Below are 24,444 nucleotides of genomic sequence, written 5' to 3'. Positions count from 1 at the left end.
TTTTCACTCCTTGTTGACGGCGGGCGGTAGCGCCCCGAGGTTGAGGTTCAACTGCATGAAGGTCAGGTCCAGCCAGCGGCCGAACTTGGTCCCCACCTCGGGCATCTGCCCGGTGATCACGAAACCGGCCCGCTCGTGCAGGCGAATCGAGGCCGCGTTGCCGCTTTCGATGGCGGCGACCATGACGTGTTTATCGCAGGCCCTGGCGCGCTCGATCAGCGTGCTCATCAACAACGGGCCAAGGCCATTGCCGCGCTGGTCGCTGCGTACATACACCGAATGCTCCACGGTGTGGCGGAAGCCGTCGAACGGTCGCCAGTCGCCGAACGAAGCGTAGCCGAGCACGTTGTCTTCGGCGTCGACGGCCACCAGCACCGGGTAGCCCTGGGTTTGCCGGGCGCTGAACCACGCCTGGCGGTTGCCCAGGTCAACGGCTTGTTCGTTCCAGATCGCCGTGGTGTTGAGCACGGCATCGTTGTAGATATCGCGGATCGCCGGCAGGTCGACGGCATGGGCGTCACGAACGTGGGCAGTCATGGCGTGGCCTCAGGCGATGGGTTGGTGGACGGTGACCAGTTTGGTGCCGTCGGGAAACGTCGCCTCGACCTGGATCTCCGGGATCATTTCCGGGATGCCTTCCATCACCTGCTCGCGGCTCAGCAGCGTGGTGCCGTAATGCATCAGGTCGGCGACGGTCTGGCCGTCACGGGCGCCTTCCAGCAACGCGGCGGAAATGTAGGCCATGGCCTCCGGGTAGTTGAGCTTCAAGCCACGAGCCAAGCGTCGTTCGGCGACGAGGCCGGCGGTGAAGATCAGCAGCTTGTCTTTTTCGCGTGGGGTCAGGTCCATGTGCAATCCATAAGGGCAGATAAAAAATTCGGGCTGTAAACACAGCTACCTGTTGGAGCAACGCCTGTGGGAGCAAAGCTTGCTCGCGATGAACGATAACGCGGTCCTTCCGGTCGACCGAGGCGCTGCCATCGCGAGCAAGCTTTGCTCCCACAGAAAGTCATTGCTTCCACACCATTGCTCCTACAGGAACGCAATTCAGGTACTCCAGATTCTCGGTGGCACAGCTTCTCGACCGAGCAACGCCGGGCGCAAAAGCCGCCACAATTCAATCAACCACCCCCGCGCCAGCAACGCCTCGCTCGCCAGGCAGCGGGCCACGACCAGGCCGGGCAATTGGGTCAGGTCGCCGCGCACGGCATGGCCCAGTGATCGGCAGTGTTCCAGCAATTGGCTGTCGATCTCGCCGGTCACCAGCAACGTGGCAAACACCGGATCACCGCCCAGCCCGATGGGTGAGTCGAGCAGCCCATCACCGCCCACAATGCGCTGGCGCTCGTGCCACAGCAACTGGCCATCGCGGCGAATGTCCAGTCGCGATTGAAAGTGCCCCAGGTCGAACCGCTCGCCGCTGGCCGGTCGGCCGAGGGCAACCATGTCCCAGTAGAGCAGGCGCCCGTCGCCCTGCAGGTCGATGCTCGTGCTGAGTTCGGCCTGGGCCGCGCTGAAGACGATGGTTTCCTGGGGCAGCCATTCCAGGGTCGCGCCGGGGGCTACGCTCAGGGTCAGTTGTTGGTACGCCGGCCCCGCGGCGCGGTACCACTTGGCCGCGCCGGGGCTGGTCAACTGCACCCAGGCGCCAGGGCCGACGTGGGCCGAGATGTCCAACCGGTCACCGCCGGCAATCCCGCCGGGCGGGTGGACGATGATGTGCTGGCACACCTCGGGGCCTTCGGCGTACAGGTGCTTCTGCACCCGCAGCGGGCCTTTGTGGCGGCGCTGTACCGGACGTGTGCAATCGCCGAAGCGGGCGTAACCCAAGTCCAGCTCGGCTTGCCAGCTGGGGGTGAACAGGGCCGAAGGCGCCAATGAACAGACAGGTAGATTCATGATTTTCTGATTATCGTCGGGACGCTAAGACTAGATCGTAACCAGCCCGCGCACACCCTCGGCTTCCATGTTTTCTCCGCGCCCCTGCTGCACGATCTCGCCCCGGGACATCACCAGGTACTGATCGGCCAGCTCGGCGGCGAAGTCGTAGAACTGCTCCACCAGCAAAATCGCCATGTCGCCCCGGGCCGCCAGTTTCTTGATCACCACGCCGATCTCCTTGATCACCGAGGGCTGGATGCCTTCGGTGGGCTCGTCGAGAATCAGCAAGCGTGGCCGACTGGCCAGGGCCCGGCCAATGGCGAGCTGCTGTTGCTGGCCGCCGGACAGATCCCCACCACGGCGCTGTTTCATCTGCAGCAGCACCGGGAACAATTCGTAGATGAATGCCGGCACTTCCTTGGCTTCGGCGCCGGGAAAGCGCGACAGACCCATCAGCAGGTTTTCTTCAACCGTCAGCCGGCCGAAAATTTCCCGGCCCTGGGGTACGTAGGCAATGCCAGCGTGCACCCGTTGGTGCGGCTTGAAGGTGGTGATGGGCTTGCCTTCCCAGCTCACCGCACCTTCCTTGGCCGGCAACAGGCCCATCAGGCATTTGAGCAGGGTGGTCTTGCCCACGCCGTTGCGGCCCAACAGGCATGTCACCTCGCCGACCTTGGCGTCGAACGACAAGCCGCGCAGGATGTGGCTACCGCCGTAGTATTGGTGCAGTTTGTCGACTTGCAGCATGTCTTGAATTCCCCTCAAGTCCCCTGTGGGAACAATGGCTTTCTGTGGGAGCAAAGCTTGCTCGCGACAGCGGCTCCTCGGTCCATCAGAAGGACCGCGTTATCGTTCATCGCGAGCAAGCTTTGCTCCCACAAGCCCGCTCCCACAGAGGGAATGTGTTTGCAGGTCTAGCGACCGAGATACACCTCGATCACCCGCTCATTGTCCTGCACCTGTTCCAGCGACCCTTCAGCCAGCACGCTGCCCTGGTGCAGCACGGTGACGTGGTCGGCGATCGCGCCGACGAAGCCCATGTCGTGTTCCACCACCATCAGCGAATGCTTGCCCGCCAGGGACTTGAACAGCTCGGCGGTGAACTCGGTTTCGGCGTCGGTCATGCCTGCCACCGGTTCGTCGAGCAGCAACAGTTGCGGGTCCTGCACCAGCAGCATGCCGATCTCCAGGAACTGCTTCTGCCCGTGGGACAGCAGCCCGGCGGCGCGGTTGACTGACGTGCTGAGGCGAATGGTTTCCAGCACTTCGTTGATCCGGTCGTGTTGCTCGCCAGTCAGTTTTGCCCGCAGGCTGGCCCACACTGATTTATCGGTCTTGAGCGCCAGTTCCAGGTTTTCGAACACGCTCAGGGCTTCGAACACCGTCGGCTTCTGGAACTTGCGCCCGATGCCGGCCTGGGCGATCTGCACTTCACTCATGCTGGTCAAGTCCAGGGTTTCGCCGAACCAGGCCTTGCCGTGGCTGGGGCGGGTCTTGCCGGTGATCACGTCCATCAGGGTGGTCTTGCCGGCGCCGTTGGGGCCGATGATGCAGCGCAATTCGCCGACGCCGATGTACAGGTTCAAATCGTTCAGGGCCTTGAAACCATCGAAGCTGACGCTGATGTCTTCCAGGGTCAGGATCGTGCCGTGACGGGTGTTCAGGCCAACGCCGGCTGCCTGGCCGAGGCCGATGGCGTCGCGGCTGCTGCCTTGGTCTTTGTTGGGTTCGAGGATAGGTTCGAGCATGAAATCAGCCGTCGGTGTGATTCTCATTGTTCGCCTCTCTTCTTCAGCAAGCCGATCACGCCTTTAGGCAGATACAGCGTCACGACGATGAACAGCGCGCCAAGGAAGAACAGCCAATACTCGGGAAACGCCACGGTGAACCAGCTCTTCATGCCATTGACTACCCCGGCGCCCAACAACGGCCCGATCAGCGTGCCGCGCCCGCCAAGGGCGACCCACACAGCAGCCTCGATGGAGTTGGTCGGCGACATCTCGCTGGGGTTAATGATGCCCACCTGCGGCACGTACAACGCCCCGGCCAGGCCGCACAACACCGCGCTCAACACCCAGACGAACAGCTTGAAGCCACGGGGATCGTAGCCGCAGAACATCAGACGGTTTTCCGCGTCGCGCAGGGCGGTCAGCACACGGCCGAACTTGCTGCGGGCCAGGCGCCAACCAATGAACAGGCTCGCCACCAGCAACAACACCGTGGCGAAAAACAGCACCGCCCGGGTGCCCGGTTCGGTGATGCCAAAGCCCAGGATCGAACGGAAATTGGTGAAGCCGTTGTTGCCGCCAAACCCGGTTTCGTTGCGGAAAAACAGGAGCATCCCGGCGAAGGTCAGGGCCTGGGTCATGATCGAGAAATACACGCCTTTGATCCGCGAACGGAAGGCGAAGAAGCCGAACACCAGCGCCAGTAAGCCCGGCGCCAGCACCACCAGGCACATCGCCCAGAGGAAACTGTCGGTGCCGGCCCAGTACCAGGGCAACTCGGTCCACGACAAAAAGGTCATGAACGCCGGCAAGCCATCGCCGGCGGCCTGGCGCATCAGGTACATGCCCATGGCGTAACCGCCCAGGGCGAAGAACAAGCCGTGGCCGAGAGAGAGCAAACCGGCATAACCCCAGACCAGGTCCAGTGCCAGGGCGACGATGGCGTAGCAGAGAATCTTGCCCACCAGGGTCAAGGTGTAGGCGGAGACGTGCAACGGATTGTCCGCCGCCAACAGCGACAGCAACGGCAGGCTCAGCAGCACGGTCAGGATCAGCGCGCCGACGGCTAGGGTGACTTTGGGACCGGCCTTTTGCGTGGCCGTGAGCATCAGGGGCTGGTTCATCAGTCGATTACCCGTCCTTTGAGCGCGAAGAGGCCTTGCGGACGCTTCTGGATGAACAGAATGATCAGCTCGAGGATCAGGATCTTGCCGAGCACGGCGCCGATCTGCGGTTCGAGGATCTTATTGGCGATGCCCAGGCCGAACGCGGCGAACACACTGCCGGCCAACTGGCCGACACCACCGAGCACCACCACCAGGAACGAGTCGATGATGTAGCTCTGGCCCAGGTCCGGGCCGACGTTGCCGATCTGGCTCAAGGCGACGCCACCGAGCCCGGCGATGCCCGAGCCGAGGCCGAAGGCGAGCATGTCGACCCGGCCGGTGGGCACGCCGCAGCAGGCGGCCATGTTGCGATTCTGGGTCACTGCTCGGACGTTCAGGCCCAGGCGTGTCTTGTTCAGCAGCAGCCAGGTCAACACCACCACGAACAAGGCGAAGGCGATGATCACGATGCGGTTGTACGGCAGCACCAGGTTCGGCAACACCTGGATCCCGCCCGAGAGCCAGGCCGGGTTGGCGACTTCGACGTTCTGCGCGCCGAACACCAGGCGCACCAGTTGGATCAGCATCAGGCTGATGCCCCAGGTGGCGAGCAGGGTTTCCAGCGGCCGCCCGTAGAGGTGGCGGATCACCGTGCGCTCCAGGGCCATGCCGATGGCCGCGGTGATGAAAAACGCCACCGGCAAGGCGATCAGCGGATAGAACTCGATAGCGTTCGGGGCGAAGCGCTGGAACAGCAGCTGCACCACATACGTGGAGTACGCGCCGAGCATGAGCATCTCGCCGTGGGCCATGTTGATCACCCCCAGCAGGCCGAAGGTGATCGCCAGGCCGAGGGCGGCGAGCAGCAGGATCGAGCCCAGGGACATGCCGCTGAAGGCCTGGCCCAGCAATTCGCCGATCAGAAGTTTGCGCTTGACCTGGCCGAGGCTGGTTTCAGCGGCGGTGCGCACGGCGGCATCGGTTTCGACGCCGGGTTCAAGCAGACCTTCGAGGCGGGTGCGGGCCAGTGGATCGCCGGTTTCCCCCAGCAGGCGGACGGCGGCCAGGCGCACGTTCGGGTTGGTGTCCACCAGTTGCAGGTTCGCCAGGGCCAGGCTCAGGGCGGCGTGTGCGTCTTCGTCCTGCTCGCCGGCCAGTTGCCGATCGAGAAACGCCAGTTGCGCAGGACGGGCACTTTTTTGCAGTTGCTGCGCGGCGGCCAGGCGCACATGGGCATCGACGGCGAGCAGTTGATGGCTGGCCAGGGCGGTTTCGATCAGCCCGCGCAAGCGGTTGTTCAGGCGCAGGGTTTTTGGCTGGCCGTCGACAGTCAACTGGCCTTGTTGCAAGGCGTTGATCAGCTCGACGCGCTCAGGCTCCGGCTGCGCGGCCCAGGCTTCCAGGAGCTTGGCCTGCTGGGTCGGGTTGGCGGCGACGAAGTCTTCGGCGTCGCCGGCATGGGCCTCCAGTGGCAACAGCAGCACCAGGGCGAGGATGAGGCGGTAAAGGGCGGTGGGCATATGCTAGGCCTTGCGCAGTGCTTTTTGTGGGAGCGGGCTTGCTCGCGAAGGCGGTGTGTCAGACGACTAAAATGTTGAATGTGAATCCGCATTCGCGAGCAAGCCCGCTCCCACAAGGGAGTTGTGTCGGCCTCGATATCCGGGGCCGACACCCATGGGCTCAGTTGCTCTTCACCGCATAGTCAGGCTTCTTGTCGTTGCCGGCGATGAAGGGGCTCCACGGTTGGGCGCGGATCGGGCCCTCGGTCTGCCAGACCACGTTGAACTGACCGTCGGCCTGGATCTCGCCGATCATCACCGGCTTGTGCAGGTGGTGGTTGGTCTTGTCCATGGTCAGGGTGTAGCCCGACGGTGCGGCGAAGGTCTGGCCGGCCAGGGCTTCGCGGACTTTGTCGACGTCGGTGGACTTGGCTTTTTCCACCGCTTGCGCCCACATGTGGATACCAACGTACGTGGCCTCCATCGGGTCGTTGGTCACGGCTTTATCCGCGCCTGGCAGGTTCTTGGCCTTGGCGTAGGCTTTCCAGGAATCGACGAATTTCTTGTTCGCCGGGTTATCCACGGATTCGAAGTAGTTCCACGCCGCGAGGTTGCCTACCAGTGGCTTGGTGTCGATGCCGCGCAGTTCCTCTTCGCCCACCGAGAACGCCACGACCGGTACGTCGGTGGCTTTCAGGCCCTGGTTCGCCAGTTCCTTATAGAAGGGCACGTTGGAGTCGCCGTTGACGGTGGAAATGACTGCGGTCTTGCCACCAGCCGAGAACTTTTTGATGTTGGCCACGATGGTCTGGTAATCGCTGTGGCCGAACGGGGTGTAGACCTCTTCGATGTCCTTGTCCGCCACCCCTTTGGAGTGCAGGAACGAACGCAGGATCTTATTGGTGGTGCGCGGGTAGACGTAGTCGGTGCCCAGCAGGAAGTAACGCTTGGCGCTGCCGCCTTCTTCGCTCATCAAGTATTCCACCGCTGGAATCGCCTGCTGGTTTGGCGCCGCGCCGGTGTAGAACACGTTCGGCGACATCTCTTCGCCTTCGTATTGCACCGGGTAGAACAGCAGCCCATTGAGCTCTTCGAACACCGGCAACACCGATTTACGCGACACCGAGGTCCAGCAGCCGAACACCACGGCGACCTTGTCCTGGGTCAGCAACTGCCGGCCCTTTTCGGCGAACAGCGGCCAGTTCGACGCCGGGTCCACGACCACTGCTTCAAGCTTCTTGCCGTTCACACCACCCTTGGCGTTGATCTCGTCGATGGTCATCAGTGCCATGTCCTTGAGGGACGTTTCGGAGATCGCCATGGTGCCGGACAGCGAATGCAGGATGCCGACCTTGATGGTCTCGGCGGCCTGGACGGTCCAGGCCATGCCCATCGCGGCAATGCTTGCCGAGAGTGTAAAAGCCTTGATCAAGCTACGACGCTTCATTGTGCGATCTCCGTGGTCTTTGTGTTTTTCTGGATGGCAGATGCAAACGCTGAAGGCGCTTTTGCAAGGGGTGTGCCCGGTTGGGGGAAGGCGTTGAAACGCGGGGTTGGCGGGGTATGCGTGCGCGCGGACGCACCATGAGTGAACGCATTGCGGGGGCTGGTGCGAGGAGGTGCGCCACATTGGGGCGAGAGAGTTGCAAGTCCTCTGTGGGAGCGAGCTTGCTCGCGATGGCGGTGTGTCAGTCACTTCTAATCTGAGTGATCTACCGCTATCGCGAGCAAGCTCGCTCCCACAGGTTGGCTTTGTGATTCAGGAAAAGAGGATGGCTCAGCGGCGGCGCATCAGGCCGATGAAAAACAGCCCACCGATAGCCGCTGTAGCGACCCCGATCGGCAAGTCCTCCGGCGCGATCAACGTCCGTGCCGCCACATCCACCCACACCAGGAACAGGCTGCCAAGCAGCACACAGGCCGGCAGCAATCGCCGATGCTCGGCACCCACCAGGCGCCGGGCAATGTGCGGCACCATCAGCCCGACAAAACCAATCGAGCCACTGATGGACACCAGCACGCCGGTCATCAGCGAGGCGATCAAGAAGATCCACAACCGCACCTTCGCCGCATTCAGGCCCAGGGTCACGGCGGTCTGTTCGCCGGCCATCAACGCGTTCAGCGGCCGGGCCATGCCCAGCAGCAGAACCAATCCCAGCAACACACTGGCGGCTGGCACCGCGAGCAACTCCCAACGGGCCAGGCCCAGGCCACCGAGCATCCAGAACATCACCGCCGAACTGGCGCGATGGTCACCGAGGAACAACAGCAGATTGGCCGCCGCCATCATCACGAAGGACACCGCCACGCCGCACAGCAACAGGCGATCACTTTCCAGACGACCTTGGCGCGCAGCGATGGCCAACACCAGCAGCATGCTCAGCAATGCGCCGATGAAGGCGGCCAAGGGCAGGGTCAACAGGCCGATGATTTCCCCGACATGCAACACCACGATCACCGCTCCCAGGGTCGCGCCGGAGGTGACGCCCAGCAGGTGCGGATCGGCCAGCGGGTTGCGCGTGACCGCTTGCAGCACCGCGCCGATCAACGCCAGCCCGGCGCCTACCAAGGCACCGAGCAACAGCCGAGGGACGCGGATCAGCCAGACGATATGCTCCTGGCCGGGCGTCCAATGCACCTCGCCCACACCGAAGGCCTTGTACAGCAGCAGGTCCCAGACCACGGCCACCGGCACCCGCGCCGGCCCGAAACCCAGGGACACCACGCACGACACTAGCAGCAGTGCGCCGAGGACGATCAGCAGGGCACCGTAGCGACGACCGTTCATTGGCCGTGGAAACCCCGAGCCAGCGTTTGCACTGCCAGCACGTTATCGATGCCCGGCGTGGCTTGCACGTAGGGGATCACAATGAAGCGCCGCTGCTGGATCGCTTCCACCGACTGCAGGGCCGGGTTGTTCAGTAAGAACTGTTGCTTCTGCTCGGCGCTGACTTCGCCGTAGTCGACGATCACGATGACCTGCGGGTTGCGCTCGACCACGTTCTCCCAGTTCACCCGGGTCCAACTGGTTTCCACGTCGTCGAGAATATTGCGCCCGCCGGCCGCGTCGATCAGGGCCTGGGGCATGCCCAGGCGGCCGGAGGTCATGGCGCGGTCTTCGCCGCTGTCATACAGGAACACCCGCGGTTGCCGGGCGGGCAAGTGCTTGCGCACGTCGGCCACCTGGGCCTGCATCGTGGCGATCAGCGCGTTGGCGCGATCCTGCACGTCGAAGATCTTGCCGAGGTTGCGCAGGTCGTTGTAGGTGTCCTCCAGGGAGGCCGCCGGACGCTTCATCACGAACGCGCAGGATTCGGTCAACTCGTAGACATTGATGCCCAGCGGTTGCAGGGTCTGCGGGGTCAGGTCGCCACCCACGCGCATGCCGTAGTCCCAACCGGCGAAGAAAAAATCGACGTTGGCATTGAGCAGGGTTTCCACCGAGGGGTATTTGGCGGCCAGCTCCGGCAGGCCATCGAGGATCTTCGCCATCTCGGGCGTCACCGATTTCCAGCCACTGATGCCGCTGTAGCCGACCATGCGTGGCTTGAGGCCCAGGGCGAGCATCATCTGGGTCATGTTGATGTCATGGCTGACGGCGTGCCGAGGGGCTTCGTTGAACACCACCTGGCGGTTGCAGCTTTGGATCGTCAACGGGTAGTGGGTGGCTTCGGCCAGGGCATGGGCACTGCCCAGCAGCAGGGGCAGCAACAGCAGGGAACGCAAGGTCATGGTTGGGTTATCCAGGTGATTCGTGGGTAGCCGGACAGCGGATGTTCATCCACCAGGGCCTCGACGCCAAACACCGCGCGCAGCAGCTCGGCGGTGAGGACGTCCTTGGGCGTGCCGCTGGCAACGATGCGCCCGTGTTCGATCACGTACAGGCGGTCGCAGAAGGCGGCGGCCAGGTTCAGGTCGTGGAGGCTGGCGAGGGTGCCGATGCCCAGACCCTTGATCAGTTGCAGCAATTGCAATTGATAGTGAGGGTCGAGGTGATTGGTCGGCTCGTCGAGGATCAGCAACTGCGGCTGCTGGGCCAGGGCCCGGGCAAGGATCACCCGTTGCTTCTCACCGCCCGAGAGCGTGGCGAATGCATGGTCGCCAAAGCCTGCGAGTCCGGCCGATTCCAGGGCCTGGAGCACCAACCGGCGGTCGTCGTGATTGTCGCTGTCGAACAGGCCTTTGTGGGGCGTGCGGCCCATGGCGACCACTTCTTCTACCGTCAGGCCGAAGGCGTCGGGAAACTCTTGCAGCACCACGGCGATGCGTTGGGCGCACCAGCGCGAGGACTGTTTCCAGACGTTGTGATGTTCGAGTTTTACCTCGCCACTTTCCGGCCGGCTGAAGCGATAGGCGCAGCGCAACAGGCTGGTCTTGCCGCTGCCGTTGGGCCCGATCAACCCGACAAACTCCCCGGGCGTCACCTGCAACGTGGCGTCACGCAGCTGGAACTGGTGATGACAGTGGCCATGGCCCAGGGGTGTCCAGGCGAGATGGGAGAGGGTTAGCGAGGTCATGCATCTACTCAAATCATGGGTGGCGCAAGCATCCCTTGTGGGAGCGAGCTTGCTCGCGATAGCGGTGGTTCAGCTTGCATCTTTGTTGAAGTGCTGCCGCCATCGCGAGCAAGCTCGCTCCCACAGGGGAGGGTGTTCTGTGTTTGAAAGGCGGGCACGATTGTAGAGGTTTCGCACCGCCTTCCGTTAACGCACTGTCTTCAGCTTGAAGATGAAGCCGCCTCAGGCTGGCGATTGAACCGGGTAACAAGCCGGTCCAACAGCCACACCACCACCAGCGAAGCCCCCACCAACGGGAACACCAGCGCCAGGGCCAGCATGATGAACACCCCGGTTTTCCAGGTCGGCAGATCGTGGCGCAGCGGCGGCACGCCGAACTTGCCCTGGGGCCGGCGCTTCCACCAGATCACCAGGCCACTCACGGCGCTGAGCAGGATCATCAGGCAAACCAGCAGCACGAGGATTTGGTTCACCGGGCCGAACATCTTGCCTTCGTGCAGCATCACGCCGGTTTCGGTGGCGCGGGCCACGACGCTGTAGTGCTCCCAGCGCACATCGGCCAGGACCTTGCCGGTGTACTGGTCCACGTGCAGGGTGGCGTCATTGCGTGGGTCATCGGCGAACACGGCGACGGTGAATACGCCGCTGGCAGTGGTCGGCAGGGTGATGCTGTAGCCGGGCGTGACCTGGCGCTCGGTGGCGATATCCTGCACCGCTTGCAGGCTGACGGTCGGGGCGGCGGGGCCTTCGTGCATGCTGCCGTGGCCCATGTGTTCGGCATGGTCGCCGGACATCGGCATCGGCGTGTTTTCCACCGCCCACGGGACGGTCTGGCGGTGGGCGTTGTTGAGGCTGCCGGCCTCGACGTCGGACTTGGGCACGTCATTCCACATCGCCGCCGGGAAGCGGTTCCAGAGGTCGGCGTATTGCTTGCCCCAGAAGCCGGTCCAGGTCATGCCGCTGAGCAGCATCACCAGCAGGAACGCCGCGCCCCAGAAACCGACGACGACATGCAAGTCACGCCAGAACAGCCGACCGCGCGCGTGCCAGCGCGGCCACAGCACACCGGCCGAGGATTGCCCGCGCGGCCACCACAGGTACAGGCCGGAGACCACCAGCACCACGCCCCAGCCGGCGGCCATTTCCACCAGCCGGTCCCCGACGGTGCCGATCAGCAACTCGCCATGGATCGCCCGGGCCATGGCTTGCAGGTTGTTTTTCGCATCTTGATCGCCGAGCACATCGCCGTGGTACGGGTCGATGAACACATTCAGTTCCCGGCCCTGGTCGATCACCACGAACTGCGCGCTGCGCTCGGCGTTGACCGGTGGCAGGTACTGTTTGACCTGGCCCTTGGGGTAGGCCTGGCGGACCTGCTTGAGCAGGTCGTCCGCCGCCAGGGTGTGATGCCCGGCCTGTACGTTCAACAGGCTGCCGTACATCAGTGGGTCGAGTTGCGGCTTGAACAGATAGATGATGCCGGTCAGGGCCAGCATCACCATGAACGGCGCCACGAACAGCCCGGCATAGAAATGCCAGCGCCAGGCCAGGTTGTAGAAATTCGGTTTCGGTTGGCTCATTGCAAAGCGCTCCGCAGGGCTAATTGGGTTGTTATGTTTTTCGGTTGCTGCGCAACCGATCGCGGGCAAGCCTTGCTCCCACAGTCTTTGTCATTGCTGTGGGCCCCGTTGTGTTCCCTCAGCAATGGAGTACTTGTGGGAGCAAGGCTTGCCCGCGATGCTTTTAGAAACTCATATCCACCTTGGTCCAGAGCGTGCGCCCCGGTTCGTTGATGGCCTGGGGATCGCTCGCCGGGTAGCCGAACCCGGCGTTGCCGGCCAGGTTCAAGTGCTCGGCGTAGGCTTTGCCAAACAGATTGTCGACACCGCTGCTGACCTTCCAGTGTTGATTGATGCGGTAGGCGCCGTTGAGGGAAAAGACCCCGAAGCCCGAGCTTTTACCGTAGTCCTTGCCGACCACGTTGCCCTTGTTCTCATCGACCCGGTGTTGCGCCGCCACCACCCGCCACAGGGCCCCGGCGCTCCAGCGGTCTTCGCTGTAGGTCAGGCCCAGGCGTGCGTCCAGTGGCGGCATTTGCGCCAGGGCGCTGCCGTCGCTGCTGTTCTTGCCCCAGGCATAGGCCAGGGTGGCGTCGGCTTTCCAGCGCTCGCTCAGCTTGTAGGCCGCACCCAATTCACCGCCCATGATCCGCGCATCGATGTTCTCGGCTCGGGAGGTGGTACCCATCATTCCGGGGGTGTAGTCGAACAGGATGTAGTCGCGCACCTGTCCGACATAACCCGAAGCCCAGGCTTCGAGAGTGTCGGTCTTGTACTGCAGGCCGAAGTCGAGCTGGGTGGTTTTCTCCGGCTTGATCGCGTCGAAGGCATTCAACGAGCCGCTGGGGCCGACGTTCGCCGAGAACAGCTCCCAATAGTCCGGGAAGCGTTGCGCGTGACCGACGCCTGCGTAGAGGGTAGTGGGGCTGTCGTCCAGGTCGTGTTCGTAACGGACGAAACCGCTGGGCAGTGTGTCGGCGCGAGTGTCGTCGGCGGTGGGGTTGGGGCGAGCGGACATGCCGGAACCGATGCTCTGGCGGTAATCCTTGGCCGAGGCGCGGTCGAGCCGGGCGCCAGTGATCACCCGGTCGCGGTCGGCGGCGTACCAGGTCAGTTCGCCGAACACCCCGTAATTGTGGAAGTCGGCGTCCTTGGTGTACGGCAGGTCCTTATAGGTATCCACGCCCATGCTGCTGCGTTGGCGATGCTCGTTGGTCTGGGCGTCCAGGCCGCTGATCAATTGCACATCGGCCCAGCGCCAAGTGGCCTTGACGCGGGCGCCGAGGGTGCGACGGTCGACGTTGGAGGCCATGGGCCCGGCCATCATTCCGGTGCCGGACGGCGTGCGCAGCGTGTAGTTGTCCATCACGTGGTCGGCGTAGTTGTAGTAGACCTGGGCCTCGATCTTGTCCAGCACCTCGCCGATGTTCGAGCGCTCGAACCGCAGCCCGAGGCTTTCGCGCTTGAACTGCGAGCCGTCCATGCCGCGCCCGGCGTAGCGCGCTTCACCGTCGCCCTTGCCGGCGGTCAATTCCAACAGGGTGTCGGCGTCCGGTGTCCAGCCGAGGGTGACATCGCCATTCCACTTGTCATAGCGCGATGGCACGGTGTCGTTGTTGCCGTCGCGGTAATCGTCCGAATGGGCGGTGTTGCCGATCACCCGTACGTAACCCAGCGGGCCACCGGCGGCGGCATCCACCACTTTGTCGAAGCGGCCGTTGGAGCCGGCCAGCACGCTGGCGTTGACCCGGGTGCCCAGCTCGCCGAACTGCTCCGGCTCGCGCTCGAACAGCACGGTCCCGGCCGATGCGCCGGGGCCCCAGAGTACGGTTTGCGGGCCTTTGATGACGGTGAGCTTGTCGTAGGTTTCCGGCGAGATGTAGGACGTCGGCGCGTCCATCCGGCCCGGGCAAGCACCCAGCAGCATGCTGCCGTTGGTGAGGATGTTCAGCCGCGAGCCAAACATGCCGCGCAACACCGGGTCGCCATTGGTGCCGCCGTTGCGCACCAGGGCGAAGCCGGGAATGGTCTTGAGGTAGTCGCCACCATCACTGGCCGGTACCGGTTGGCGCGGATCCTTGGGGTTGGTGACGACGGTCAGGGGCGAGCTGGGGGCGATGGCGGTGATGACCGTCGGGCTCAGTTCTTCGACCTGATGGTCGTGATGTTCGTGCTCATCGGCCAGCACGAGTGGGGTGAGTAGCAGGCCGCACAGTGCGGCGATGGTTTGGCGCAAACGAACCCGTGGCTCGTTCAGGGGGCAGCGAACCTGGGCAGAGCCCAACGCGATGCCAGCAGAAAACCTGGACATGATGATTCCATCGAACAGACATAAACGACACGGTCGGGCAGCCTGAGGCTGTCTTGTGCGACCGGGGTGAGGTAAGTGTCGGGCTTACGCGTCGAGGGGCGGGGCGCGGGTGCGGGCACCCGGGAAGAGCGCTGGCCGGGCATGGCCCAGGCGTGGGGAAGGGCTGGTGTAGGTGTTGGTGTGAGGTGTGTCGAAGACGGCGAAGGTGTGGCCGCCGGGTAGCGCCGGGCAGTTAAACAGCAGGCTGCAATAACCGCATTTTTCCCAAAGCGCATGATGCTCGCTGCTCTGGGGCGGGCAATGTTCGGCTGCCGGCGCTTCGTGCGCCGTCATGTCCATGCTCATCTCCATGTTCATGCTCACAGGCATGGACATGCGCTGATCCATCGGCATCGACTGGGAAATCAGCGGACCGATAAAGATCATCAGCATGGCGAACAGGCTGATCCAGCTGCCGCGTGTCAGGCTCATGGGCTGACGGCGGGGCATGGACAGTCTGGCGCGAAGAGATTGCACGGGCGGCTACGTCTACTGGGCGTGCACGTGTGTCTTGGTGCCGTCGGGCGCTTTTTTCTGCACCGCAACGTCGACCGTGACATCCCTGGCTTTTTCGAAATGCAGGGTCATGGGGAAACGTTTGCCATCGATGAGCAGGCTGCGGTCTGTTAGCTCCAGCAGCATCACGTGATACGCCATCGGCGCGAAGGTGACGGTCGCCCCGGGGGCGATCTCGACGACGGGCACCGGTTGCATCTTCATCAGGTCGTTTTGCATCACATGCTCATGGAGCTCGGCCTTGCCGGCGATGGGCGATTCGACGCTGAGCAGTTTGTCCGCCGTCTTGCCGCTGTTGTGGATGACGAAATACGCGGCCACGGTCGGCGCATTGGGCGGCAACTCTTGAGACCATGGGTGGGCGATTTCAAGATCGCCTGCCTTGTACTGGTGAGCTTGGGCGAAACCGACGGGAAGCAGCAGGGCAGCCGCCAGGATAAGTCTGTTCAACATGGCAATTCTCCGGAACGATTCAGGGCGCAGTTTTATGCGGGAAGAATCAGGCCAGAGGGGAGGCGCGGGGATTGAGGCTCGGCCATTGCTGGCGTGGCGTGGGGCTGTCGAGCGTCGAGTGCACGGCACCGCGATGGACCAGTTGTGCATCCAGATACAACTGCGGGACATGCCCGGCAAGCGCCACCAACGGCGCCGGACCCGAGCAGCACCAGCAATGTTGCATCGTCGAGTGATTGTCTTGCTGTGGCGTGCCCTGCTCGAACGTGCCCAGGGACACCGCGACCATTTTCGTGCCGCTGGACGAGCAGAAACTGCCCCACAGCAGTTGCTCGGCTGGCGAGTTGGCCGTCGCGCCAGCGCTGTTGGAAAGCGGCATGGCAAGCATGTTGAACAGCACTGCGAAGCAGGCGATCCAGGCAAATGCAAGCCGTTGTCGGGACATGGGGCAATCCGCTCGGTTGGGCGATCAGGTGGCGGTATTTAGCCTGATCGGGGTTGAGAAGTAAAAAAGCCACGTGCGGTGTAGGGTCGCAGGGTTGGTGTTAACAGTAGCAATAGATTTTCAAGTAGGCGCCCAGTATCCCATCACCGTCATCTTCTTCGAAACAGGCAACCCGATAAGCGACCATTTCCTCATGTGTATTGAGATAGGTGGCAGCGTCGAAGCGCGTGAATTTTTCGACCATGGCTGGCCCCTCATCGGGAGACCTCTTTGGGGCTGCTGCGCAGCCCAGCGGGAGCAAGCTCCCTCGCCACGGTGCGGCTGTACGGTCAGGCCAACTGTTGCAGCTCCTGCAACACCTCATCCACCGTCCCAAACTCCCGATCCACCTCTGGCAACACCGGCCGCTTCAACACCAACACCGGCACCCCTCGCTCCCTTGCCACGTCCAGTTTCGGTTCAGTAGCCGTGCTGCCGCTGTTCTTGCTCACCAGTACGTCGATTCGCCGTCGCTCGAACAGTTCACGCTCGCTCTCGATGTGAAACGGCCCACGGGCCCCAATCACGTCGCAGCGCTCATTACCGGGGTAAACGTCCAGGGCGCGCAGGGTCCAGAATTGCTCTAACGGAATTTCATGCAGATGTTGCAGCGGCTCACGACCGAGGGTGAACAGCGGGCGGTGGAAGGGTTGCAGGGCCTGGATCAGTTCGCTCCAGTCAGCCACTTCGCGCCAGTCATCGCCGGCCCGGGGTTGCCAGGCCGGACGGCGCAGCGCCCAGCAGGGAATGCCACAGGCACGGGCCGCGTGGGCGGCGTTGTGGCTGATCTGGGCGGCGTAGGGGTGGGTGGCGTCTAGCAGCAGGTCGATACCTTCGGCGCGGATGAATTGCGCCAGCCCTTCGGCGCCGCCGTAGCCGCCGACGCGCACCTGGCAGGTCAGGTCCGTGGGGATGCGACCGATGCCGGCCAGGCTGTAGATGTGTCGGGGCCCGAGGGTGCGGGCGATGGCCAGGGCTTCTGTGACGCCACCGAGCAGCAGGATGCGTTTCGTGACAACGCTCTTCATGATAAAGCTCCGGCGTGGCCGACGATCCCACCCTGGCGGTCGATGGCGAAGACTTCGACTTGAACCTGGGCCGGCACCACACTGCGGGCGAAGGCCAGCGCGTGCTCGCACACCGCGTCGCCAAGGGCGATGCCGGCGGCGCTGGCCATGGCCAGGGCTTGTTGGCTGGTGTTGGCTGCTCGGATGCCCTGCTGCAACGCCTCATCGGCACCGATGGCGGCCGCCCATTCGGCCAGTTGCCGCAGGTCGATGCTCGAGTGGCGGCTGTGCAGGTCCATGTGGCCGGCGGCGAGTTTGCTGATCTTGCCAAAGCCGCCGCAGAGGCTGAGTTTTTCCACCGGCACCTTGCGCACATGCTTGAGCACGGCGCCGACGAAGTCGCCCATTTCGATCAGGGCGATTTCCGGCAGGTTGTAGACCCGGCGCATGGTGTCTTCGCTGGCATTGCCGGTGCAGGCGGCGATGTGCAGGTAGCCGTTGGTTTTCGCCACGTCGATGCCTTGATGAATCGAGGCAATGTAGGCCGCGCAGGAGAACGGCCGGACGATGCCGCTGGTGCCGAGGATTGACAGGCCGCCGAGGATGCCCAGTCGCGGGTTCATGGTTTTCAGCGCCAGGGCTTCGCCGTCCTGAACATTGACCGTGACTTCGAAACCACCGGCATAAGCGCTTTCCTCGGCCAGACGGCCCAGGTGATCGTTGATCATTTTGCGCGGTACCGGGTTGATCGCCGGCTCGCCGACGTCCAGCACCAACCCCGGTCGCGTCACCGTGCCCACGCCGCGACCGGCGACGAAACGCACGCCGGGTTCGGCGATCAAGCGCACCTGGGAAAACAGCAGGGCGCCGTGGGTCACGTCCGGGTCATCGCCGGCGTCCTTGATCGTCCCGGCCTCGGCGCCTTGCTCGGTCAGTCGGCAGAACTCCAGGCGCATCTGTACTTGCTTGCCCTTGGGCAGCACGATTTCCACGGCGTCGGCTTCGGTGCCGCGCAGCAGCAAGCGGGCTGCCGCCAGACTGGTGGCCGTGGCGCAACTGCCGGTGGTCAAGCCGCTGCGCAGGGGGGCGGGTTGTTCGGCGGTTTCGTCACGCATCGAGAGGTTTCGTCAGGTCCAGCAAGGTAATCGGCAAGGCCTGGCGCCAGGTGTCGAATTCGCCCAATGGCTGGGCCTGGGCGATGTGGATCCGGGTCAGTTCACCGCCGTGACGTTCGCGCCAGTGCATCAGGGTCATTTCGCTTTGCAGGGTCACGGCGTTGGCGACCAGCCGACCGCCGGGCTTGAGTTGGGCCCAGCAGGCGTCGAGCACGCCTTCGCGGGTGACGCCGCCGCCGATGAACACCGCGTCTGGCCGCTCCAGGTTCTCCAGCGCCTGCGGGGCGCTGCCGCGAATCAGTTGCAGGCCGGGCACGCCGAGGGTATCGCGGTTGCGTTCGATCAAGGCTTGGCGACCTTCGTCGGCTTCGATGGCCAGGGCCCGGCAACTGGGGTGGCTACGCATCCATTCGATGCCGATGGAGCCGCTGCCGGCACCGACATCCCAGAGCAACTCGCCGGGGGTTGGGGCGAGGCGGGCGAGGGTGATGGCACGCACGTCGCGTTTGGTCAACTGGCCGTCATGCTCGAACGCGGTGTCCGGCAAACCGGCCAGGCGCGACAGGCGCTGTGTCGACGGTTCGGCCCGGCATTCGACGGCGATCAGGTTCAGGTCGGCGACGGTGTCATCGGACCATTGCGCGGCGCAGCCGTCGATCCGTCGTTCTGCCGCACCGCCCAAATGCTCCAGCACGGTCATGGCGCTCGGGGCGAAGCCGCGCTCGCATAGTAACGCCGCCACGGCGGAAGGGCTGTGGCGGTCGTTGCTCAGCAGCAACAGCCTGACGCCTGTGGATAAATGCCCATTGAGCGCCGTCAGGGGACGCGCCACCAGCGACAGCGTGACCACCTCCTGCAACGGCCAGCCCATGCGCGCCGCGGCCAGCGAACAGGAGGAGGGCGCGGGGATGACCAGCATCTGATCACTTGGCACCTGTTTCGCCAGGCTGGCGCCTACGCCGTAGAACATCGGATCGCCGCTGGCCAGTACACACACCGGTTCACCCTGCCGAGCGAGCAGCGGTTCCAGGGAGAACGGGCTCGGCCACAGCTCCCGCTCGCCGCGGATACACAGTGGCAGCAGCGCCAGTTGCCGGTCGCTACCGACAATGTGTGACGCCCGCAGCAAGGCATGGCGAGCCGTTCGGCCCAGGCCCTTGAAGCCGTCTTCACCGATGCCCACTACGGTCAGCCAGGGGGTCATCTCTGTTCCTCGAATGAATGGGGTTGATCGACAGGCGCGTTGCCGCCGCGAACCGGGCCGCCATCATACCGCGCCCCGGCGGATCAGGCGCCTGGCGCAACATCATTGTGGCTGCTAGACCGCTTTCGCGAGCAAGCCCGCTCCCACAGTGGATTTGTGGTGAACACAGGATTTGCGCACAACCTGACCAAAACTGTGGGAGCGGGCTTGCTCGCGAAGGCGGCGGTCCATTCAGCATCAGCTTTTCAGACAGACCGCTATCGCGAGCAAGCTCGCTCCCACAGGGGATCTGGGGTGAACACAGAGTTTGTGCACAACCCAATCAAAACTGTGGGAGCGAGCTTGCTCGCGATGGCGGCGCAACAGCCAACCTCATTGGAACAAGCCGCCCGTGTTCTTGAGCAATCTCGCTTCAATCCGACCAGCAAGCTTTTCATGACCCCCGGCAAAGCAGGCATAATGGCGCTCCTTCGCCGTTGCGGCGTGCCTATCTACCGGTTATCCCTTGAACGAACGTCCATCCTCCAACGTCATCCGCCCTTCGGGTTGCCCGGGGTTGCTGCGTGTTGTCCAGGCGTTGGACGGTGGGATCTGTCGGATCAAGCTCGATGGCGGGGCCATCCAGGCGGATCAGGCCGAAGCCGTGGCGTCGGCCGCCGAGCGGTTTGCCGGGGGCGTGATCGAGGCGACCAACCGTGGCAACCTGCAAGTCCGCGGCATTGGCCTCGAACACGCTGCGTTGATCGAACAATTGCTGGCCGCCGGGCTTGGGCCTCGAACCCCGACTGGCGATGACGTGCGCAATCTGATGCTCAGCCCCGCGGCCGGGATCGATCGGCAGATGCTGTTCGACACCCGTCCATTGGCCGAGCAGATCCTCGTCACCCTGCAAACCCATGAACGTTTCCATGAACTGTCGGCCAAGTTCGCCGTGCAACTGGACGGCGGTGAAGCCATGGCGATGCTCGAACATCACCACGACCTGTGGCTCTCGGCCCTTGTCCATGACGGCGAGCCCTGGCTGGCCTTCGGCTTGGCCGGCACCCCGCTGGATGAACCGGCAGGCAGGGTGCCCCTGGCCCAGGGGCATGCCTTGGTGGTAGCGGTGCTGGAGCTGTTCCTCGACCTGGCCCGCCCGGACCAGATCCGCATGCGCCATTTGCTGGCTGAAATCCCCATGGATGAATTCATGGCCCAGTTGACCCGTCGCGTGCCGCTGCAAGCTTGCCTGGATTGGCAGCGGGATATGTCCAACGACGGACTGCACATCGGCGTCCATCCCCAGCACGACGATCGTGTCTACGTCGGCGCCGCAGCGCCCCTTGGCCGGCTCGATGCGGTCATGCTGCGGGAGGCGGCGCAGTTGGCACGGGAGAAGGGCGACGGCAGCCTTCGTTTCACGCCTTGGCAAAGCCTGTTGCTGCCCAACGTGTGCATCGAGGATGCCGACGAAGTGCTGGCGCAGCTCCAAACGCTGGGCCTGCTGGTTTCGGTCGACCAACCCCTGGCGCAACTCATCGCCTGCACCGGTTCCAGTGGCTGCGGCAAAGCCCTGGCCGACACCAAGGCCGACGCCCGCCAACTGGCCGAGCAGTTGCAACGCGAGGGCCAAACCCTGAAGGTTCATCTGTCGGGCTGCCCGCGTTCCTGCGCGGCGGCCCATGTCGCGCCTGCCACCTTGCTGGCGGTCGCCCCCGGTCGTTACAACCTGTATTTTCGCGATGCCACGCTGCCGGGTTTCGGCGCGTTGCAGGCACACAATCTGACTATTGAAGCGCTCGGCCACTGGCTCGACGCTCGCCCCCGGAGCCCCCTTGATGCTTGATTACATCCGCGACGGTCAGGAGATCTATCGCAACTCCTTCGCGATCATCCGCGCCGAAGCCAACCTGGCGCGCATTCCGGCCGACTTGGAGAAACTCGCGGTGCGGGTGATCCACGCCTGCGGCATGGTCGAGGCCATCGATGGCTTGCAGTTTTCCGAGGGCGCGGGCACGGCTGGGCGCCAGGCGCTGGCTGCCGGCGCGCCGATCCTGTGCGATGCGCGGATGGTTTCCGAGGGCGTGACCCGCGCTCGCCTGCCGGCCAACAATCCGGTTATCTGCACCTTGCGCGACGAAAGCGTGCCGGCATTGGCCCTTGAACTGGGCAACACCCGTTCGGCCGCTGCGCTGGAGTTGTGGCGCCCACACCTTGAGGGCAGCGTCGTGGTCATCGGCAACGCACCGACCGCGCTGTTCTACCTGTTGGAAATGCTCGATGCCGGCGCGCCGAAACCGGCATTGATCCTCGGTTTCCCGGTGGGCTTCGTCGGCGCCGCCGAGTCCAAGGCGATGCTGGCGGCCAACAGCCGTGGCGTGCCATTCGTGATCATGCAAGGCCGCCTGGGCGGCAGCGCCATGGCCGCCGCCGCCGTCAACGCCCTCGCCACGGAGATTGAATGATGCAGCAGCCTGGACGTCTGATCGGCCTCGGCGTGGGCCCCGGTGACCCGGAACTGATTACGGTCAAGGCCCTGCGCCTGCTGCGTGAATCGCCCGTGGTGGCGTACTTCGTCGCCAAGGGCAAGAAGGGCAACGCCTTCGGCATCATCGAGGCCCATTTGCAGGATGCGCAGACGTTGCTGCCACTGGTCTACCCGGTCACCACCGAAGCGCTGCCTGCGCCGCTGTCCTACGAGCAGGTGATCGCCGATTTCTACGACACCGCCGCCGAACAGTTGGCCGTGCACCTGGATGCCGGTCGCGACGTGGCGGTGATCTGCGAGGGCGACCCGTTCTTCTACGGCTCCTACATGTACCTGCACGATCGCCTGGCCGAGCGCTATGAGGCCCAAGTCATTCCCGGCGTGTGCTCGATGCTGGGCGGCGCTTCGGTGCTCGGTGCACCGCTGGTCTATCGCAACCAGAGCCTGTCGGTGCTCTCCGGCGTCTTGCCCCACGACGATCTCAAGCGGCGCCTGGCCGACGCCGATGCGGCGGTGATCATGAAGTTGGGACGCAATTTTCCCAAGGTTCGCCAAGTGCTTCAGGAACTGGGCATGGATGGGCGGGCGCTGTACGTCGAGCGAGCGACCATGGCCAACCAGAAAATCGTGCCGTTGGATGAAGTCGAGCCGATGTCGTCGCCGTACTTCTCGCTGATCATCGTGCCGGGCGAACGGTGGCAGGGTTGATGGCCGCCAAGACGCCGGCCATCGTCATCCTCGGCCCCGGCAGCCTGGCAACGGCGCGACGGATCCAGCAGCGCTATCCCGAAGCCCTGATCCACGGCCTGGCCGGGCGGGTCGAGGGGGATCGGCAATACCTTGAGTTCGGCGCGACATTGCGCGAACTTTATCAACAGGACACCCCGATCATCGCCCTGTGCGCGGCGGGTATTGTCATCCGTACCCTGGCGCCGCTGTTGCTGGAAAAAGGCGCCGAGCCGCCGGTGCTGGCAGTGGCCGAGGACGGCAGCGCCGTGGTGCCGCTGTTGGGCGGCCTGGGCGGGGTGAATGGTATGGCCCGGGACATCGCGGCCACGCTGCATGTCGCGCCGGCGATCACCACCAGCGGCGAATTGCGTTTTGGCACCTGCCTGCTCAACCCGCCTAGCGGCTACAGCCTTGGCGACCTGGAGCAAGGCAAGCGCTTCGTCTCCGACCTGTTGGCCGGTGAATCGGTGCGCATCGAAGGCGCAGCACCGTGGCTGGATCAGGCGCAGTTGCCGCAAGATCCGCAAGCCCGACGCACGATCCACGTTGGCCATGCCGAACGTGAGGCGAGTGCCCATGAGCTGCTGATTTATCCGCGCAGTGTCGCGGTGGTGGTGAGCGCCGAGGTGGCTGATTTGCCAAGCGCTGTTCGTGCAGCGTTGCAGCAAGCCAACGTGGCGATTGCGAGCCTGGCGTGCCTGGTGGCGGCGGAGACGCTGATGGCCAGCACGGCCTTGCGTGAAGCCGCGTTGGAGTTCGGGGTGGCGCTGCGCTTTGTGGCGGCGACCGGCGATGCCGCCACCTTGGCCCGCGATTCGGTGCCGGCGGCGACCCTCCTTTCGACGACGGACAACCTGGCCATCGCCGTCGCCGCGCAGCCCTTGGAGGTGGCCCGGATCGGTCGTCCGCGTGGACGCCTGGCGGTGATCGGCCTGGGACCGGGCGCGGCCGAGTTGATGGTCCCGGCGGTGAAAGCCGAACTGGCGCGAGCCACCGATGTGCTCGGGTACGAAACCTATGTGCGCATGGCCGGTCCGTTTCGCGACGATCAAGTGCTGCACTGCACCGACAACCGCGAAGAAATGCAGCGCGCTCGCCACGCCTTTGAACTGGCTGCCCAAGGCCGTTCGGTGATCGTGGTGTCATCCGGCGACCCGGGTGTCTTCGCCATGGCGGCGGCGGTGCTCGAAGCGCTGCACGACTCCAGCGACCCAGCCTGGCATCAGGTTGACCTGGAGATCCTGCCCGGCGTGTCCGCCTCCCTCGCCACCGCTGCCCAGGCTGGTGCGCCGTTGGGGCATGACTTCTGCGTGATGTCGCTGTCGGACAATCTCAAGCCCTGGTCGATCATCGAAAAACGCCTGGACCTGGCTGCCCAAGCCGACCTGGCGTTGGCCTTCTACAATCCGATTTCCCGTGCGCGACCGTGGCAATTGGGACGTGCGCTGGAGATCGTCGCCCTGCACCGAACGCCGGAGACGCCGGTGGTGTTGGGGCGTGATATCGGCCGCCCGGGCCAGACCTTGCGTGTCACTACGTTGGGGCAACTGACCCCGGAGCAGGTCGACATGCGCACCATGGTGCTGATCGGTTCTTCCACCACCTGCGTGTTCCCGCGCGCATCCGGTGGGAGCTGGGTGTACACGCCTCGTTGGTATGGGGCCAAACCTGCCTGAACCGCGACCCTGTTCTGGGCTGGGGGAGTTAGCGTGGCGAGGGAGCTTGCTCCCTCGCCACAGGATGAATATGGGCTTCAGAATTGCGCTCTCGATTTTTTCACTTTAGTTGTCGTCCGTATAAATAAAATAGCAAGTTGTAGTCTTATTTCTC

23 protein-coding genes are annotated in these 24,444 nt (G+C 64.0%); 4 read left to right on the top strand and 19 right to left on the bottom strand.

Features of this window, described 5'->3' with window-relative positions:
• Positions 1-3 precede the first annotated feature (3 nt).
• The 19 genes from AB4N80_RS02040 to cbiE all read right to left on the bottom strand — a co-directional run bounded on the left by AB4N80_RS02040 (position 4) and on the right by cbiE (position 19,418).
• On the bottom strand, positions 4-537 hold the full coding sequence (locus AB4N80_RS02040) for a GNAT family N-acetyltransferase (protein ID WP_305469513.1): 534 nt from the start codon (positions 535-537) through the stop codon (positions 4-6).
• Positions 538-546: 9 nt separating this feature from the next.
• Complete coding sequence (locus tag AB4N80_RS02035) at positions 547-849, bottom strand: urease subunit gamma (protein WP_016967035.1); 303 nt, start codon at positions 847-849, stop codon at positions 547-549.
• 198 nt (positions 850-1,047) lie between these two features.
• Entirely contained in the window at positions 1,048-1,899 is an 852-nt protein-coding gene (locus tag AB4N80_RS02030) for an urease accessory protein UreD (RefSeq protein WP_460080477.1), read from the bottom strand.
• A 30-nt stretch (positions 1,900-1,929) separates the two neighbouring features.
• On the bottom strand, positions 1,930-2,628 hold the full coding sequence (gene urtE / locus AB4N80_RS02025; protein ID WP_122567261.1) for an urea ABC transporter ATP-binding subunit UrtE: 699 nt from the start codon (positions 2,626-2,628) through the stop codon (positions 1,930-1,932).
• A gap of 167 nt (positions 2,629-2,795) precedes the next feature.
• Positions 2,796-3,656 carry an urea ABC transporter ATP-binding protein UrtD gene (urtD, locus tag AB4N80_RS02020; RefSeq protein ID WP_122567260.1) on the bottom strand — a complete coding sequence of 287 codons (861 nt, stop codon included), beginning with the start codon at positions 3,654-3,656 and terminating at the stop codon, positions 2,796-2,798.
• On the bottom strand, positions 3,653-4,732 hold the full coding sequence (urtC, locus tag AB4N80_RS02015) for an urea ABC transporter permease subunit UrtC (protein ID WP_460080473.1): 1,080 nt from the start codon (positions 4,730-4,732) through the stop codon (positions 3,653-3,655). The genes urtD and urtC overlap by 4 nt, the downstream gene beginning before the upstream one ends.
• Complete coding sequence (urtB, locus tag AB4N80_RS02010) at positions 4,732-6,234, bottom strand: urea ABC transporter permease subunit UrtB (RefSeq protein WP_460080470.1); 1,503 nt, start codon at positions 6,232-6,234, stop codon at positions 4,732-4,734. The genes urtC and urtB overlap by 1 nt, the downstream gene beginning before the upstream one ends.
• 160 nt (positions 6,235-6,394) lie before the next feature.
• The gene (gene urtA, locus AB4N80_RS02005; RefSeq protein WP_025211599.1) at positions 6,395-7,660 is read right to left on the bottom strand and encodes an urea ABC transporter substrate-binding protein; all 1,266 of its coding nucleotides are present in this window, start codon (positions 7,658-7,660) and stop codon (positions 6,395-6,397) included.
• 330 nt (positions 7,661-7,990) lie between these two features.
• Positions 7,991-9,001 carry a FecCD family ABC transporter permease gene (locus AB4N80_RS02000; protein WP_305469519.1) on the bottom strand — a complete coding sequence of 337 codons (1,011 nt, stop codon included), beginning with the start codon at positions 8,999-9,001 and terminating at the stop codon, positions 7,991-7,993.
• A complete protein-coding gene (locus tag AB4N80_RS01995; RefSeq protein WP_122567256.1) occupies positions 8,998-9,945 on the bottom strand; it encodes an ABC transporter substrate-binding protein in 948 nt (315 codons plus the stop codon). Before AB4N80_RS01995 ends, AB4N80_RS02000 begins: the two co-directional genes overlap by 4 nt.
• The gene (locus AB4N80_RS01990; RefSeq protein WP_122567255.1) at positions 9,942-10,730 is read right to left on the bottom strand and encodes an ABC transporter ATP-binding protein; all 789 of its coding nucleotides are present in this window, start codon (positions 10,728-10,730) and stop codon (positions 9,942-9,944) included. The genes AB4N80_RS01995 and AB4N80_RS01990 overlap by 4 nt, the downstream gene beginning before the upstream one ends.
• 200 nt (positions 10,731-10,930) lie before the next feature.
• Positions 10,931-12,310 carry a PepSY-associated TM helix domain-containing protein gene (locus AB4N80_RS01985; RefSeq protein ID WP_460080465.1) on the bottom strand — a complete coding sequence of 460 codons (1,380 nt, stop codon included), beginning with the start codon at positions 12,308-12,310 and terminating at the stop codon, positions 10,931-10,933.
• 163 nt (positions 12,311-12,473) lie between these two features.
• A complete protein-coding gene (locus AB4N80_RS01980) occupies positions 12,474-14,600 on the bottom strand; it encodes a TonB-dependent copper receptor (protein ID WP_122567253.1) in 2,127 nt (708 codons plus the stop codon).
• Between the two features lie 84 nt (positions 14,601-14,684).
• The gene (locus AB4N80_RS01975; protein WP_305471143.1) at positions 14,685-15,071 is read right to left on the bottom strand and encodes a DUF2946 domain-containing protein; all 387 of its coding nucleotides are present in this window, start codon (positions 15,069-15,071) and stop codon (positions 14,685-14,687) included.
• A 57-nt stretch (positions 15,072-15,128) separates the two neighbouring features.
• Positions 15,129-15,608 (bottom strand): copper chaperone PCu(A)C, encoded by a 480-nt coding sequence (locus tag AB4N80_RS01970; protein WP_460080461.1) that lies wholly within the window; start codon positions 15,606-15,608, stop codon positions 15,129-15,131.
• Between the two features lie 46 nt (positions 15,609-15,654).
• A complete protein-coding gene (locus tag AB4N80_RS01965) occupies positions 15,655-16,053 on the bottom strand; it encodes a DUF2946 domain-containing protein (protein ID WP_460080458.1) in 399 nt (132 codons plus the stop codon).
• A 329-nt stretch (positions 16,054-16,382) separates the two neighbouring features.
• Entirely contained in the window at positions 16,383-17,120 is a 738-nt protein-coding gene (locus AB4N80_RS01960; RefSeq protein ID WP_460080454.1) for a cobalt-precorrin-6A reductase, read from the bottom strand.
• A complete protein-coding gene (locus AB4N80_RS01955) occupies positions 17,117-18,214 on the bottom strand; it encodes a cobalt-precorrin-5B (C(1))-methyltransferase (protein ID WP_460080451.1) in 1,098 nt (365 codons plus the stop codon). The genes AB4N80_RS01960 and AB4N80_RS01955 overlap by 4 nt, the downstream gene beginning before the upstream one ends.
• A complete protein-coding gene (gene cbiE, locus AB4N80_RS01950) occupies positions 18,207-19,418 on the bottom strand; it encodes a precorrin-6y C5,15-methyltransferase (decarboxylating) subunit CbiE (protein WP_460080449.1) in 1,212 nt (403 codons plus the stop codon). The genes AB4N80_RS01955 and cbiE overlap by 8 nt, the downstream gene beginning before the upstream one ends.
• Positions 19,419-19,923: 505 nt before the next feature.
• Here cbiE and cobG point away from each other — a divergent pair.
• Genes cobG through cobJ form a run of 4 tightly spaced genes read left to right on the top strand, consistent with a single transcriptional unit; the run spans position 19,924 to position 24,290 of the window.
• On the top strand, positions 19,924-21,243 hold the full coding sequence (cobG, locus tag AB4N80_RS01945) for a precorrin-3B synthase (protein WP_460080446.1): 1,320 nt from the start codon (positions 19,924-19,926) through the stop codon (positions 21,241-21,243).
• Positions 21,236-21,862, top strand: a complete 627-nt coding sequence (locus AB4N80_RS01940; protein WP_003197389.1) for a precorrin-8X methylmutase — start codon at positions 21,236-21,238, stop codon at positions 21,860-21,862. Before cobG ends, AB4N80_RS01940 begins: the two co-directional genes overlap by 8 nt.
• On the top strand, positions 21,862-22,593 hold the full coding sequence (locus AB4N80_RS01935) for a precorrin-2 C(20)-methyltransferase (RefSeq protein WP_018608198.1): 732 nt from the start codon (positions 21,862-21,864) through the stop codon (positions 22,591-22,593). Before AB4N80_RS01940 ends, AB4N80_RS01935 begins: the two co-directional genes overlap by 1 nt.
• Positions 22,593-24,290: a precorrin-3B C(17)-methyltransferase gene (gene cobJ, locus AB4N80_RS01930; protein ID WP_460080442.1), complete on the top strand. Its 1,698-nt coding sequence runs from the start codon at positions 22,593-22,595 to the stop codon at positions 24,288-24,290. The genes AB4N80_RS01935 and cobJ overlap by 1 nt, the downstream gene beginning before the upstream one ends.
• Positions 24,291-24,444: the final 154 nt, after the last annotated feature.

This window comes from Pseudomonas sp. H3_A02, from assembly GCF_054671965.1.
Note: the sequence above shows the minus strand (reverse complement) of the source record. Positions and strands in the feature narration are given on the sequence as shown.